Origin of the sequence: Enterobacter cloacae complex sp. I1M (assembly GCF_014982425.1) — a bacterium.
In the GTDB taxonomy this organism is placed as follows: Bacteria; Pseudomonadota; Gammaproteobacteria; order Enterobacterales; family Enterobacteriaceae; genus Enterobacter; species Enterobacter intestinihominis.
Window position 1 is genome coordinate 52,564 of record NZ_JADCLG010000008.1, and the last position, 13,406, is coordinate 65,969.

Annotated in this window: 13 protein-coding genes; 6 read left to right on the top strand and 7 right to left on the bottom strand. The window is 55.6% G+C overall.

The window, feature by feature from the left end:
* Nucleotides 1–9: 9 nt before the first annotated feature.
* Complete coding sequence (locus INF86_RS03675; RefSeq protein WP_022647767.1) at nucleotides 10–1,131, top strand: cupin domain-containing protein; 1,122 nt, start codon at nucleotides 10–12, stop codon at nucleotides 1,129–1,131.
* A gap of 92 nt (nucleotides 1,132–1,223) precedes the next feature.
* Here the strand turns inward: INF86_RS03675 and INF86_RS03680 are convergent, their stop codons facing one another.
* Nucleotides 1,224–1,715 (bottom strand): transposase, encoded by a 492-nt coding sequence (locus INF86_RS03680; RefSeq protein ID WP_022647766.1) that lies wholly within the window; start codon nucleotides 1,713–1,715, stop codon nucleotides 1,224–1,226.
* 100 nt (nucleotides 1,716–1,815) lie between these two features.
* The gene (gene pepT, locus INF86_RS03685) at nucleotides 1,816–3,039 is read right to left on the bottom strand and encodes a peptidase T (protein WP_032624465.1); all 1,224 of its coding nucleotides are present in this window, start codon (nucleotides 3,037–3,039) and stop codon (nucleotides 1,816–1,818) included.
* A 237-nt stretch (nucleotides 3,040–3,276) separates the two neighbouring features.
* On the opposite strand from pepT, the gene potA reads away from it, so the two are divergent.
* From potA to potD, 4 genes are read left to right on the top strand one after another with little or no spacing between them, the layout of a single operon-like run.
* Complete coding sequence (gene potA / locus INF86_RS03690) at nucleotides 3,277–4,425, top strand: spermidine/putrescine ABC transporter ATP-binding protein PotA (protein ID WP_164715803.1); 1,149 nt, start codon at nucleotides 3,277–3,279, stop codon at nucleotides 4,423–4,425.
* Nucleotides 4,409–5,266, top strand: coding sequence for a spermidine/putrescine ABC transporter permease PotB (gene potB / locus INF86_RS03695; protein ID WP_126314776.1), 858 nt, complete (start codon nucleotides 4,409–4,411; stop codon nucleotides 5,264–5,266). The genes potA and potB overlap by 17 nt, the downstream gene beginning before the upstream one ends.
* On the top strand, nucleotides 5,263–6,048 hold the full coding sequence (potC, locus tag INF86_RS03700) for a spermidine/putrescine ABC transporter permease PotC (protein ID WP_063149004.1): 786 nt from the start codon (nucleotides 5,263–5,265) through the stop codon (nucleotides 6,046–6,048). Before potB ends, potC begins: the two co-directional genes overlap by 4 nt.
* A gap of 2 nt (nucleotides 6,049–6,050) precedes the next feature.
* Nucleotides 6,051–7,085, top strand: coding sequence for a spermidine/putrescine ABC transporter substrate-binding protein PotD (gene potD, locus INF86_RS03705; protein WP_126314775.1), 1,035 nt, complete (start codon nucleotides 6,051–6,053; stop codon nucleotides 7,083–7,085).
* 34 nt (nucleotides 7,086–7,119) lie between these two features.
* Here the strand turns inward: potD and cobB are convergent, their stop codons facing one another.
* From cobB to lolC, 5 genes are read right to left on the bottom strand one after another with little or no spacing between them, the layout of a single operon-like run.
* Nucleotides 7,120–7,941, bottom strand: coding sequence for a Sir2 family NAD+-dependent deacetylase (gene cobB / locus INF86_RS03710; protein ID WP_022647760.1), 822 nt, complete (start codon nucleotides 7,939–7,941; stop codon nucleotides 7,120–7,122).
* A gap of 14 nt (nucleotides 7,942–7,955) precedes the next feature.
* Complete coding sequence (gene nagK, locus INF86_RS03715; protein WP_023299807.1) at nucleotides 7,956–8,867, bottom strand: N-acetylglucosamine kinase; 912 nt, start codon at nucleotides 8,865–8,867, stop codon at nucleotides 7,956–7,958.
* A gap of 54 nt (nucleotides 8,868–8,921) precedes the next feature.
* The gene (gene lolE / locus INF86_RS03720) at nucleotides 8,922–10,166 is read right to left on the bottom strand and encodes a lipoprotein-releasing ABC transporter permease subunit LolE (protein ID WP_022647758.1); all 1,245 of its coding nucleotides are present in this window, start codon (nucleotides 10,164–10,166) and stop codon (nucleotides 8,922–8,924) included.
* Nucleotides 10,166–10,867, bottom strand: coding sequence for a lipoprotein-releasing ABC transporter ATP-binding protein LolD (gene lolD / locus INF86_RS03725; protein ID WP_032624471.1), 702 nt, complete (start codon nucleotides 10,865–10,867; stop codon nucleotides 10,166–10,168). Before lolD ends, lolE begins: the two co-directional genes overlap by 1 nt.
* Complete coding sequence (lolC, locus tag INF86_RS03730; RefSeq protein ID WP_017384712.1) at nucleotides 10,860–12,059, bottom strand: lipoprotein-releasing ABC transporter permease subunit LolC; 1,200 nt, start codon at nucleotides 12,057–12,059, stop codon at nucleotides 10,860–10,862. The genes lolD and lolC overlap by 8 nt, the downstream gene beginning before the upstream one ends.
* Before the next feature lie 256 nt (nucleotides 12,060–12,315).
* Here lolC and INF86_RS03735 point away from each other — a divergent pair, with 256 nt between their 5' ends.
* Nucleotides 12,316–13,389 (top strand): acyltransferase family protein, encoded by a 1,074-nt coding sequence (locus INF86_RS03735; RefSeq protein ID WP_022647756.1) that lies wholly within the window; start codon nucleotides 12,316–12,318, stop codon nucleotides 13,387–13,389.
* Nucleotides 13,390–13,406: the final 17 nt, after the last annotated feature.

Below are 13,406 nucleotides of genomic sequence, written 5' to 3' on the forward strand. Positions count from 1 at the left end.
TACAAAAATATGGATTATCAATTAACACTTAACTGGCCCGAATTTATTGAACGTTACTGGCAAAAACGCCCGGTCGTTCTTAAACGCGGGATCAGCAATTTTATCGACCCTATTTCTCCTGACGAACTCGCTGGTCTGGCGATGGAAAACGAGGTAGACAGCCGTCTGGTGAGCCATCAGGACGGGAAATGGCAGGTCAGCCACGGTCCCTTTGAAAGCTACGATCACCTGGGCGAAAGCAACTGGTCTTTACTGGTGCAGGCGGTCAACAACTGGCACGAACCCACCGCAGCCTTGATGCGTCCCTTCCGCGCCCTCCCAGACTGGCGAATGGACGATTTGATGATCTCCTTCTCTGTTCCCGGTGGCGGCGTGGGTCCGCATCTTGATCAGTACGACGTGTTTATCATTCAGGGTACCGGTCGCCGTCGCTGGCGAGTGGGCGAAAAAGTGCCAATGAAGCAGCACTGCCCGCACCCGGATCTGCTTCAGGTTGATCCGTTTGAAGGGATCATTGATGAAGAGCTGGAGCCAGGCGACATTCTGTATATCCCGCCAGGCTTCCCGCATGAAGGTTATTCCCTTGAAAACTCGCTAAACTATTCGGTTGGTTTCCGCGCGCCAAGCGGCCGCGAGATGATCAGCGGATTCGCTGACTATGTTTTACAGCGCGAGCTGGGCAGCCATCGTTACAGCGATCCGGATGTTCCGGCGCGTGAGCACCCGGCCGATATTCTGCCAGAGGAGCTGGATAAGCTGCGCGGTATGATGCTGGATCTGATCAACGAACCGGAGCACTTCAGACAGTGGTTTGGCGAGTTTATCAGCCAGTCGCGTCACGAACTGGACGTCGCGCCGCCAGAGCCGCCGTATCAGGCAGATGAAATTTATGATGCCCTCCAGCAGGGCGATAAGCTGGTTCGTCTGGGCGGATTACGTGTATTGCGCATTGGCGAAGAGGTATTCGTCAACGGCGAGCGCCTGGACTCTCCACACCGTCCGGCACTGGAAGCGATTGCCAGCCATATGGTGCTGTCTGCGGATACCTTTGGCGACGCGCTGGACGATCCCTCCTTCCTCGCCATGCTGGCCGCGCTGGTTAACAGCGGGTACTGGTTTTTTGAGGACTGAGTCATGATGTTTGCCGGGTGGCGGCTACGCCTTACCCGGCCTACAAAAGCCGTTCCCGTAGGCCCGGTAAGCGATGCGCCACCGGGCTTTTTTTACTTCCGCTCCCCCGCCGCAAAATCCTCAATCTCACCCGCCCAGTCTGCCGGATATAACCCCTCCCGCACGTCCCGATGAAACGTTGAATAGGGCCAGTCGACGACTTTCCCGACATAGCCATGCTTCAGCGGATTGATGTAGACGTAATCCATATGCCGCCGGTAATCCTGTTCATTGCGAATGGTGTGTTCCCAGAAACGCGGTTGCCAGACGTGGCGCATCTCAATGTTGCGGCTAAACATTTTTTTGATGTCGCGCCAGCGCGCCGAAAAGTCACTGTCCCCTTCCGGTAAGGTCCAGATACAGTGCATATGTTCAGGCAGGATAACCCAGGCGTTAATGGTGAAGGGCTTCGCATGCTTAACCGTGGCGGTAGCGGAACGCAAGCTGTCGATGTGGCGGGTAAGTAAATCGCTCTGGCGGTTTTGCAGATTGACGGTGAAAAACCAGGTTCCACCGGGGATGTAGTGGCGGCGGTAGTTTGACATTTGAACTCCCTGTTCATGTGCCGGGTGGCGGCTACGCCTTACCCGGCCTACAAAAGCCTTTACTGTAGGCCCGGTAAGCGCAGCGCCACCGGGCATTTTCTTACCGCTTCGCGGTTAACTCTGCTATCCGCACAATCACCTGCACCGCTTTTTCCATCCCTTCCAGCGTCACGAACTCATGCTTGCCGTGGTAGTTATATCCACCGGTAAACAGGTTCGGGCACGGCAGGCCCATAAATGACAGCTGCGAACCATCGGTTCCACCACGGATCGGTTTCATCACCGGCTCGATATCACAATCGCGCATCGCCTGCTGGGCGATATCAAGAATGTGCGGATGCTCCATCACCTTCTCGCGCATATTGTAATAGCTGTCTTCGATGATGAGCTCAATATAGCAATCCGGATGCAGCCCCTTGCCGACCTTTTTCGCGATCTCCATCATCTTACGCTTGCGCGCTTCAAAGGCTTTGCGGTCAAAATCGCGGACGATATAGTGCATCTGCGCGCTGTCCACGTTCCCCTTGATGCTGGTCAGATGATAAAAACCCTCATACCCTTCCGTCATCTCCGGGCTCTCTTCGGCAGGAACTTCCGCATGAATACGCGCAGCCAGCGACAGCGCATTCACCATCACCCCTTTCGCAGAGCCCGGGTGCACGTTATTCCCGACGATTTTGATCGTCACCGATGCCGCGTTAAAGTTTTCATACTCAAGTTCACCCACGCCGCCACCGTCGACGGTGTAGGCCCACTGAGCGTTAAACGCCTCGACGTCAAAATGTTTCGCGCCTTTTCCTACCTCTTCATCCGGCGTGAAGGCCACGCGGATATCGCCATGTGGGATATTTTTGCCCTTCAGCACCGCCAGCGCCGTCATGATCTCGGCGATACCCGCTTTGTCATCGGCCCCCAGCAAGGTTTTGCCGTCGGTGGTGATTAACGTCTGCCCCAGCAGCTGATGCAGTACCGGGAACATCACCGGCGACAGCACTTCGTCGCCAATGCCCAGCGCAATATCTCCGCCGCGGTAGTTTTCAACAATCTGCGGATTAACGTGTTTACCGCTAAAATCAGGTGAGGTATCGACATGAGAAATAAAGCCAATCGCCGGGATATCTCCCTCAACGTTGGCCGGCAGCGTTCCCATCACGGTCCCCTTTTCACTGAGCGTGACATCAACCAGCCCCATGGCCTCCAGCTGCTCTTTCAGCAGATTTAGCAGCTTCCACTGGCCTTCGGTGCTTGGCACCTGTCGGACCCCCGGCTTAGATTGGGTATCCAGCGAAACGTAATGTAAGAAACGCTCAAGTAGTTTATCCATGCAGTCACCCTCACTTTTTGTGACAACATTATCATTAAGCAGCAAAACGCAAATATTGCGTCAGGTCACTTTTATCCCGCAAACGAGAACTTTTTACGTTTATATCGTTCTGCGTTAATAAATGTAGCTTATGAATAAGTGAGAAGGATTGGCGATTCAATGGGTTTGCCGTAGAATGTCCGCCCTCATTACGAGTCACCAAGGTGGTTACACACAAACCCCGCTTCAGTCTGCTGCTTGAGGCGTCTATATGGGACAGCGCGAAAATTGAATACACAACCCCGTTCCCTTTCACCGCTGGTGCAACTGGAACGAATTCGTAAAAGTTTCGATGGCAAAGATGTCATTTCCGATCTTAATCTGACCATCAATGACGGTGAGTTTCTCACGCTGCTTGGCCCCTCCGGCTGCGGCAAAACCACCGTCCTGCGCCTTATTGCCGGGCTGGAAAGCGTCGATAACGGCCATATCCATCTTGAGAACCAGGACATTACCCAGGTCCCTGCCGAAGATCGCCACGTCAATACCGTCTTTCAGAGCTATGCCCTGTTCCCGCACATGACCGTGTTTGAGAACGTGGCGTTTGGCCTGCGGATGCAAAAAACACCCGCCAGCGAGATCCCGCCGCGCGTTACCGAAGCCCTGCGCATGGTGCAGCTGGAGGCATTCGCCCAGCGCAAGCCGCATCAACTTTCTGGTGGTCAGCAGCAGCGTGTGGCTATTGCCCGCGCCGTGGTCAACAAACCACGCCTGCTCCTGCTGGATGAATCCCTCTCCGCGCTGGACTACAAGCTGCGCAAGCAGATGCAGAACGAGCTGAAAGCGCTTCAGCGTAAGCTCGGCATCACGTTCGTGTTTGTCACTCACGATCAGGAAGAAGCGCTGACTATGTCAGACCGTATCGTGGTGATGCGTGAGGGCAAGATTGAGCAGGACGGCACGCCGCGTGAAATTTACGAGGAGCCGAAAAACCTGTTCGTCGCCAGCTTCATTGGCGAAATCAATATTTTCAACGCCACGGTGATTGAGCGTCTGGACGAGCAGCGCGTGCTCGCCAACGTGGAAGGCCGCGAATGCAACATCACGGTGAACTTTGCCGTGGAAAAGGGACAAAGGCTCAACGTTCTGCTGCGCCCGGAAGATCTTCGCGTCGATGAGATCCACGACACGGCTGACGCCGAAGGTCTGATCGGTTACGTTCGCGAACGCAACTACAAAGGGATGACCCTCGAATCCGTTGTGGAACTGGAAAACGGCAAAATGGTGATGGTTAGTGAGTTCTTCAACGAGGACGATCCGGACTTCGACCACTCGCTGGATCAGAAGATGGTAATCAACTGGGTAGAAAGCTGGGAGGTTGTACTGGCTGATGAAGAACACAAGTAAGTTCCAGAATGTGGTGATTGCCACGATCGTCGGTTGGCTTGTGTTGTTTGTCTTTCTTCCCAACCTGATGATCATCGTAACCAGCTTCCTGACCCGCGACGACGCGAACTTCGTCGCGATGGTCTTTACGCTGGACAACTACGCACGCCTGCTCGATCCGCTCTACTTTGACGTGCTGCTGCACTCGCTCAATATGGCGCTGATTGCCACCGTTGCCTGTCTGGTGCTGGGGTATCCGTTCGCGTGGTTCCTGGCTCGCCTGCCGCAAAAAGTGCGTCCGCTGCTGCTGTTTTTACTGATTGTGCCATTCTGGACCAACTCGTTAATCCGCATCTACGGGCTGAAAATCTTCCTCAGCACCAAAGGTTATCTGAACGAGTTTCTGCTGTGGCTTGGGGTTATTGATACGCCGATCCGCATTATGTTCACCCCGAGCGCGGTGATCGTCGGCCTGGTCTATATCCTGCTGCCGTTTATGGTGATGCCGCTTTACTCAAGTATTGAAAAGCTTGATAAACCACTTCTGGAAGCCGCGAGAGACCTGGGGGCCAGCAAGCTGCAAACCTTTATCCGCATCATTATCCCGCTGACCATGCCGGGCATTATTGCCGGATGTCTGCTGGTCATATTGCCTGCGATGGGTCTGTTCTACGTGTCGGACCTGATGGGCGGGGCGAAAAACCTACTGATCGGCAACGTGATCAAGAGCCAGTTCCTGAACATCCGCGACTGGCCGTTCGGCTCGGCCACCAGCATTACGCTGACGGTGGTAATGGGGCTGATGCTGCTGGTTTACTGGCGTGCCTCACGCCTGCTGAATAAGAAGGTGGAGCTGGAATGATCGGTAGACTGCTTCGCGGCGGTTTTATGACCGCCATTTATGCGTATCTTTATATTCCGATAATCATTTTGATCGTGAACTCCTTTAACAGTTCACGCTTCGGGATCAACTGGCAAGGGTTTACCACCAAATGGTATGGCCTGCTGATGAACAATGACAGCCTGCTACAGGCCGCTCAGCACTCGCTGACGATGGCGGTATTCTCTGCCACCTTCGCGACGCTGATTGGCTCGCTGACCGCCGTGGCGCTGTACCGCTACCGTTTTCGCGGTAAGCCGTTCGTCAGCGGTATGCTGTTTGTGGTGATGATGTCCCCGGACATCGTGATGGCCATTTCACTGCTGGTGCTGTTTATGCTGCTGGGCGTCCAGCTCGGTTTCTGGTCGCTGCTGTTTTCGCATATCACCTTCTGCCTGCCGTTTGTGGTGGTAACCGTCTACGCGCGACTGAAAGGATTCGACGTACGCATGCTGGAAGCGGCGAAGGATCTGGGAGCCAGCGAGATGACCATTCTTCGCAAAATCATCCTGCCGCTGGCGATGCCTGCCGTGGCAGCCGGATGGCTGCTCAGCTTTACCCTGTCGATGGACGACGTGGTCGTGTCCTCCTTCGTCACCGGGCCGAGCTACGAAATTCTGCCGTTGAAGATCTACTCAATGGTGAAAGTCGGTGTTTCACCCGAAGTGAACGCGCTGGCGACTATTCTGTTGGTGTTATCGCTGGTTCTGGTGATTGCCAGCCAGGTTATTGCTCGTGATAAAACAAAATCTCAGGGGACATAGAAATGAAAAAAATGCTTGCCGCTGCGGCACTGGTGCTCGGAATGGGTGCCGCGCATGCTGATGACAGCAAAACGCTCTATTTCTACAACTGGACCGAGTATGTGCCGCCGGGCCTGCTGGAGCAGTTCACCAAAGAGACGGGCATCAAGGTGATCTATTCGACCTACGAGTCGAATGAAACCATGTACGCCAAGCTCAAAACCTATAAAGATGGCGCGTATGACCTGGTGGTGCCGTCGACCTATTTCGTCGACAAGATGCGCAAAGAAGGCATGATCCAGAAGATCGATAAAACGAAGCTAACCTATTTTTCAAACCTCGATCCTGAGATGCTAAACAAGCCATTCGACCCGAACAACGATTATTCCATTCCGTACATCTGGGGCGCGACGGCAATTGGCGTCAACAGCGATGCCGTTGATCCAAAAACGGTTTCATCCTGGGCTGACCTGTGGAAGCCGGAATACAAAAGCAGCCTGCTGTTAACCGATGATGCGCGCGAAGTGTTCCAGATTGCGCTGCGTAAACTCGGCTACTCCGGCAACACCACCGATCCGAAAGAGATCGAAGCGGCGTATAACGAACTGAAAAAGCTGATGCCAAACGTGGCAGCGTTCAACTCGGATAACCCGGCTAACCCGTATATGGAAGGTGAAGTGAATCTGGGGATGGTCTGGAACGGCTCTGCGTTTGTGGCGCGTCAGGCCGGTACGCCGCTGGAGGTGGTCTGGCCGAAAGAGGGCGGCATCTTCTGGATGGACAGCCTCGCGATCCCGGCTAATGCGAAAAACGTCGATGGCGCCCTGAAGCTGATTAACTTCCTGCTGCGCCCGGATGTGGCAAAACAGGTGGCGGAAACTATTGGTTATCCGACACCAAACCTGGCCGCGCGGAAGCTGTTAAGCCCTGAAGTGGCGAATGATAAATCGCTTTATCCGGACGCTGAAACCATCAGCAAAGGGGAATGGCAGAACGACGTCGGTGACGCGAGCCGCCTGTATGAAGAGTATTATCAGAAGCTAAAAGCAGGCCGTTAATGCACAACGGGCGACGCAAGGTCGCCCGTTACCCTTACAGCCCCTTCAGGAGTTTATCCACAAAGGCTGGCACCACCTCGCTGGCCAGACCGTAATGCTTCTCTTCAAACTCACTCCCGACCTGGCTTGGCTCCAGATTAAGCTCCACCGTATGGGCACCTTGCAGTCGCGCTTCGTGAACAAACCCCGCCGCCGGATAGACATGCCCTGAGGTACCAATGGCGATAAAGACGTCCGCCATGGCCAGGGCGCTGTAGATCTCATCCATTCCCAGCGGCATTTCGCCAAACCAGACCACATGGGGACGCAGACGCGAAGGGAACTGACAGCAGTGGCAGCGGTCTTCGTCCAGCACGTCCTCTTTCCACTCCAGCACCTGCCCACTCCATGCACACCGCACCTTGAGCAGTTCGCCGTGCATGTGAATGATGTTGTGGTTTCCGGCTCTTTCATGAAGATTGTCGATGTTTTGCGTCACCAGCAGAAAACGATCCCCCAGCGCCTCCTCCAGCTTTGCCAGCGCCAGGTGCGCCGCGTTTGGCGCAATCTCCGGCTGCTGAAGCTGGCGACGACGGGCGTTGTAAAACGCCTGAACCAGCGCCGGATCGCGGGCGAAACCTTCCGGCGTCGCCACATCTTCTACTCGGTGTTCTTCCCACAGCCCGTCCGCCGCGCGGAAGGTCTGAATACCGGATTCGGCGGAGATCCCCGCCCCGGTCAACACCACCACTCTGGGTTTATCCATCGCTTCTGGCATCATCCTGTCTCTGAAAAAGATCCGCTGACGCAGGCGTTCACGTAAGCGGCGTTTATTTTTGCGAAAACGGCTGAGTCGACCCTGGCGACGCGACAGCATAGTAACCTCGTAAACTAATCGGTGAGATGAAGGAATGCGGCTCCGCGCATGCCTCCTGCGTCCCCGTGTCGCGCACGCTCAATGCGCGGCACGCGGGCGACCGGCAATAAATGTCGGGGCAAACGCCCGGACAGCTGTTCCGTAATCGCAGTGAAATTTGACAGCCCTCCCCCGATCACCAGCAGATCCGGGTCGACGATGGTCAGGATATTCCCCAGACACACCGCCAGCAAATCAAGATAGCGCTCAACGTGCTCACGCGCCTGCGCGTCTCCCTGCTCCCACAGCGTAATGATTTGAGGGGCCTCAAGTTTCTGATGATAGAAGTGTTCATAAAGCCATGCAAACCCGCGCCCTGAAAGGTAACTCTCAATGCAGCCGTGCTGACCACAGCCGCAGCGGGTAAGCGGGAAATCACGACCAACGACGTCCAGCGCATCCACCGGCAGACGGATATGACCAAATTCTCCGGTAATGTAGCTGCGCCCGGTAATGGGCTTACCGTTAATGACAATCCCGCCACCGACGCCCGTTCCGAGGATCAGCCCCATCACCAACGGATAGCGACGAAACTCGTCGTCCCAGGCCTCTGAGAGAGCAAAACAGTTGGCATCGTTGTCTAAGCGCACGTCGCGCTCAAGGAGAGCAGAAAGATCGGCACGCAGCGGTTTGCCGCTGGCAGCAGGAACGTTGGCGGCATACAGCGTGCCGTCGTCGGTTTCGGGCATACCCGGTATACCAATGCCGACGCTGCCTTTGACGCCAAAGCGTTCATCCGCCTGCGCCACCAGCGCGGCAATGGCGGTTAAAAATTCATCGTAGCTATCGCGCGGCGTAGGCACGCGGGTTTCCCATTGTAGCTTAAGGTCTTTATCGAACACGCCGAGCGCAATCTTGGTGCCGCCAATATCAAATCCGTAATACATGATGCATTCCTCTGTTTGATTCAGCGGCCAAAAGACCGCTAAACCATGACGAAATTACTGGCCACTTAATACCCTCGCCGGATCAATTCGGCTTGCGCGACGCGCCGGATACCAGCTTGCCAGCAGACTCAGTAAAAGTGCTGTAACCAGCACATAAATGACGTCCAGCCAGTGCAGTTCAGACGGCAGGAAATCAATAAAATAGATATCGCCTGACAGGAATTGATGGCCAATAAGCGCCTCAATCCCGTTGATAATCGGCGTCAGCTGAAGAGACACCACCACGCCGATGACCACGCCGCAGAGGCTACCAAACAGCCCCGCCAGCAAACCGTACCAGACGAAGATGGCGCGAATAAGACCGTCTTTCGCCCCTAAGGTACGCAGCACGGCAATGTCGCCGCTCTTGTCCTTAACGGCCATGACCAGCGTAGAGACGATATTAAAGCACGCCACGCCAATCACCAGCACCATCGCCAGATACATAATCGCGCGGATCATCTGGATATCACGGTACATATACCCGTAAGTGCCGATCCAGCTTTTGATGTAGACATAGTTATTGGTCACGCTGCCAGCGTCACGCACCAGAGTATTGGCGTTGAAAACGTCGTTAACCTTAATGGCAATGCCCGTCACGCTGTCGCTCATATCCAGATACTGGCGCGCATCTTCCAGCGGCACCATCGCGAAGCTGTGATCGAGCTGGCCGCTCAGCTGCAAAATACCGGTGACGTGCAGACGCACGCGCTTAGGCTGCTGCAATTTGTGATCAGCGCTGGCGTTCGGGATCATGATCGAGACCCAGTCGCCCTGCTTCACCTTCAGTGCATCGGCAACGCCTTTGCCCATGATGATCTGCTGTTCGCCAGCCTTAAAGTTTGCCCATGCGCCATTTTGCACATAGCGAGGCAGCGCGCTCAGACGCTCCTCCTGACGTGGATTCACCCCTTTCACCTGAATGGCGCGCAGGTTTACCCCGCTCTCTACCAGCCCGGTAAAGTTGATGTAAGGTGCAGCCGCCGCAATGCCGGGTACCTTTTCCACTTTGTTCAGGGCATCACGCCAGCTGGACCACGGCTGGTTAACCGGCTCGATTTCACCGTGGGGTACAACGGCCAGAATGCGGTTATTCAGTTCGCGCTCAAAGCCATTCATGGCGCTTAAGCCCACGATTAGAACCGCCACGCCCAGGGCGATACCGATGGTGGAGATCACGGAGATAAGGGAAACCATCCCGCTCCGGCGACGACCGCGGCTAAAGCGTAACCCAATGAGTAACGATAACGGTGAAGCCATTACTCCGCTCCCATCAGCGTCAGTTCTGCATTCAGACGACCGTCGCGCATTTCCAGCTGACGGCCCATCCGCTTAGCCAGCTGCAAATCGTGCGTGACCACCAGAAACGCGGTTCCCTGCGCGGCGTTCAGTTCGCCGAGAAGCTGGAAAATGCTGTCTGCGTTACGCGCATCGAGGTTACCTGTCGGTTCATCCGCCAGCACCAGGCGCGGGTTGTTGACCAGCGCACGGGCGATGGCCACACGCTGACGCTCGCCGCCGGAAAGCTCAGACGGACGATGATTCCCGCGATGACCCAGCCCTACCGCGTTTAGCATGTCGCTGGCGCGGGCATTGATTTCTGCGGGTTTCTTTTTACCAATCAGCAGCGGCATCGCCACGTTTTCCAGCGCCGTAAAGTCCGGCAGCAGGTGGTGGAACTGATAGATAAAACCCAGCTCACGGTTACGCAGCTCGGCTTTCGCCGTAGACGACATTTTACTCAGCGGCTGCCCGGAAAAGATCACATCGCCTTCGGTTGGCGTGTCCAGCCCGCCCAGCAGGTGCAGCAGCGTACTTTTGCCGGAGCCGGAGCTGCCGACAATCGCCATCATCTCGCCTTCACCCACGCTAAAGCTCACATTGTGCAGCACGTCGGTCTGCACAGCGCCTTCCTGATAGCGTTTGGACAGGTTGTCGCACTGCAACAGGATCTTATTCATAACGTAAAGCCTCAGCGGGTTGAGTGGCGGCAGCCCGCCAGGAAGGATAAAGCGTAGAGAGCAGCGCAATAGCCATCGCGGCCAGCGCAATACCGACCACCTGGAGCGGCTCGATAGCCACCGGCAGCGCCGCACCATCAAGCAGCGCGCCGATAATCGGCATGAGATTGTTGAGCTGGCTGGCGAGCAGCGCACCCAGCGCCGCGCCGAGCAGCGCGCCGATGATGCCAGCGCTGGCGCCCTGCACCATAAATACAGCCATGATCTGGCGCGGCGTCAGCCCCTGGGTTTGCAGAATGGCGACTTCGCCTTGCTTCTCCATCACCATCAGCCCGAGCGAGGTGATGATATTAAACGCGGCAACGGCCACGATCAGGCTCAGCAGCAGCCCCATCATGTTTTTCTCCATGCGCACGGCCTGGAACAGTTCGCCTTTGCGGTCGCGCCAGTCCTGCCATTTCGTTCCTTCCGGTAGCGTCTGCTGGCTAAGGGTATCCACCTTCAGCGGCGCATCAAGCCACAGACGCCAGCCGGTGATATTTCCCGCCGGGTAGCGCATCAGACGCGAGGCGTCCTGAATGTTAACCAGCATCTGGTAACCATCGACTTCGCTGTTCGCCGCAAACGTGCCAATCACGTTGAACAGGCGCTGGCTTGGCAGACGCCCCATCGGCGTAAACTGACTGGCTGAGGGCACCATCACGCGCAGTTGATCGCCACGGTTGACCCCGAGCTGCCCGGCAAGCTGCTCACCGAGGATGACGTTGTATTTACCCGCTTCCAGGTCGGTTTGTTTCACATTGACCAGGAACGGCGTCAGCGGATCTTTTTGCGCCGGATCGATACCCAGCATCACCCCGACCGCCACGCTGCGGGCGCTTTGCAGCACCACATCACCCGTCGTGAGGGGCGCAACGCGCGTGACACCCTGTAACTTCACCGCGCTTTCCGGCAGCTGTTGCGGGTTAACGGAGCCCTGAGTGGAAGAGAGAACGGCCTGCGGCATCAGCCCCAGGATATTGTTTTGCAGCTCGCGCTCGAAGCCGTTCATGACGGAAAGCACCGTCACCAGAGCCATCACGCCAAGCGTAATGCCAATAGTCGAAAGCCAGGAGACAAAGCGACCGAAGCGGTCCGCGGCGCGCCCACGCATGTAACGTAAGCCTATGAAGAGTGCGACAGGTTGATACATGAAATCCGTCTGTTTGCTGATAGCAGACCCACGAGTATATAAGCGAATCCGCTAAGCGTAAATGACTGAAACCGTAAGATTCGGTAATCATTTTTCCGAAAAATTCAGATAAATCATCATGCTACTGACTGAACTTCCGCCATACAGCCTCCACCTTTTCCGAAAATCGTCCTGATACAGACTGTTACCCGTTACATCGGGGTTTCATTTTACAACAATCGACCTTTCGTTTATGGCAACAAGGTCGTCACGCACAATGAAACAAAAAGCATTATGGATTAACCAGATAAAAGGGCTGTGCATCTGCCTGGTGGTGATTTACCACTCGGTGATCACCTTTTATCCTCACCTGGACGGGCTACAGCATCCGTTATCGGGCCTGCTCGCCAAATGCTGGGTCTACTTTAATCTTTACCTCGCACCGTTCCGTATGCCGGTGTTTTTCTTCATCTCCGGCTATTTGATTCGTCGATATATTGACGAGGTGAACTGGCGCACCAGTCTCGACAAGCGGATCTGGAGCATTGTCTGGGTGCTGGCCCTGTGGGGCGTCCTGCAATGGCAGGCGCTGACCCATCTGAATGCCTGGCTCGCCCCCGAGCGTGAACTGGCGACAGCATCCAATGCGGCCTACGCCGATTCCGTTTCAGGGTTTGTACTGGGAATGCTCACGGCCAGCACCAGCCTGTGGTACTTGTACGCTTTAGTGGTCTACTTCACGCTCTGTAAACTGCTGAGCCGCTGGAAACTGCCGATGCTGGGGCTTCTGGCGCTGGCAAGCATCGCCATTAACTTCCTGCCTTTACCATGGTGGGGAATGAACAGCGTGGTGCGCAACATGATCTACTACAGCCTCGGCGCATGGTACGGCGCGCAGTTGATGACGTGGATGAAAGGGATGAATTTGCGCCGCAGCTGGCTGGTACTTATCGCCTCTGGCGCGGTGTCGGTAGTGCTGTGGTTCGCTAATGTTCCTCTGCCGCTCTCACTGCTGTCGATCGTGGTCATCATGAAGCTCTTTTACAGCTTCGAGCAGCGTTATGCCGTTCATCCCAATAATCTGCTGAACGTCATCGGTTCAAACACCATCGCGATTTATACCACTCACCGCATTTTAATTGAGGCGTTTAGCCTGCTCCTGATTCGCGAAATGAATGCGGCGTACTGGCCGATCTGGGCGGAGTTAACGCTGATTCTGGTCTATCCGTTCGTCAGCCTGCTCGTCTGCACGCTGGTTGGACTGGGCGCACGTAAGCTCTCGACCGCCCTCTTTGGCGACCTTTTCTTCTCCCCTCCCGCACGGCTTACGCCACAGCTCGCCAGCCGCTAACCTACCCTGCCCCCATC

Coding starts and splice junctions, on each gene's coding strand:
- INF86_RS03675 (WP_022647767.1), top strand. CDS start 10: ATGGATTATCAATTAACACTTAACTGGCCCGAATTTATTGAACGTTAC.
- INF86_RS03680 (WP_022647766.1), bottom strand. CDS start 1,715: ATGTCAAACTACCGCCGCCACTACATCCCCGGTGGAACCTGGTTTTTC.
- pepT (WP_032624465.1), bottom strand. CDS start 3,039: ATGGATAAACTACTTGAGCGTTTCTTACATTACGTTTCGCTGGATACC.
- potB (WP_126314776.1), top strand. CDS start 4,409: ATGAAGAACACAAGTAAGTTCCAGAATGTGGTGATTGCCACGATCGTC.
- potC (WP_063149004.1), top strand. CDS start 5,263: ATGATCGGTAGACTGCTTCGCGGCGGTTTTATGACCGCCATTTATGCG.
- potD (WP_126314775.1), top strand. CDS start 6,051: ATGAAAAAAATGCTTGCCGCTGCGGCACTGGTGCTCGGAATGGGTGCC.
- cobB (WP_022647760.1), bottom strand. CDS start 7,941: ATGCTGTCGCGTCGCCAGGGTCGACTCAGCCGTTTTCGCAAAAATAAA.
- nagK (WP_023299807.1), bottom strand. CDS start 8,867: ATGTATTACGGATTTGATATTGGCGGCACCAAGATTGCGCTCGGCGTG.
- lolE (WP_022647758.1), bottom strand. CDS start 10,166: ATGGCTTCACCGTTATCGTTACTCATTGGGTTACGCTTTAGCCGCGGT.
- lolD (WP_032624471.1), bottom strand. CDS start 10,867: ATGAATAAGATCCTGTTGCAGTGCGACAACCTGTCCAAACGCTATCAG.
- lolC (WP_017384712.1), bottom strand. CDS start 12,059: ATGTATCAACCTGTCGCACTCTTCATAGGCTTACGTTACATGCGTGGG.
- INF86_RS03735 (WP_022647756.1), top strand. CDS start 12,316: ATGAAACAAAAAGCATTATGGATTAACCAGATAAAAGGGCTGTGCATC.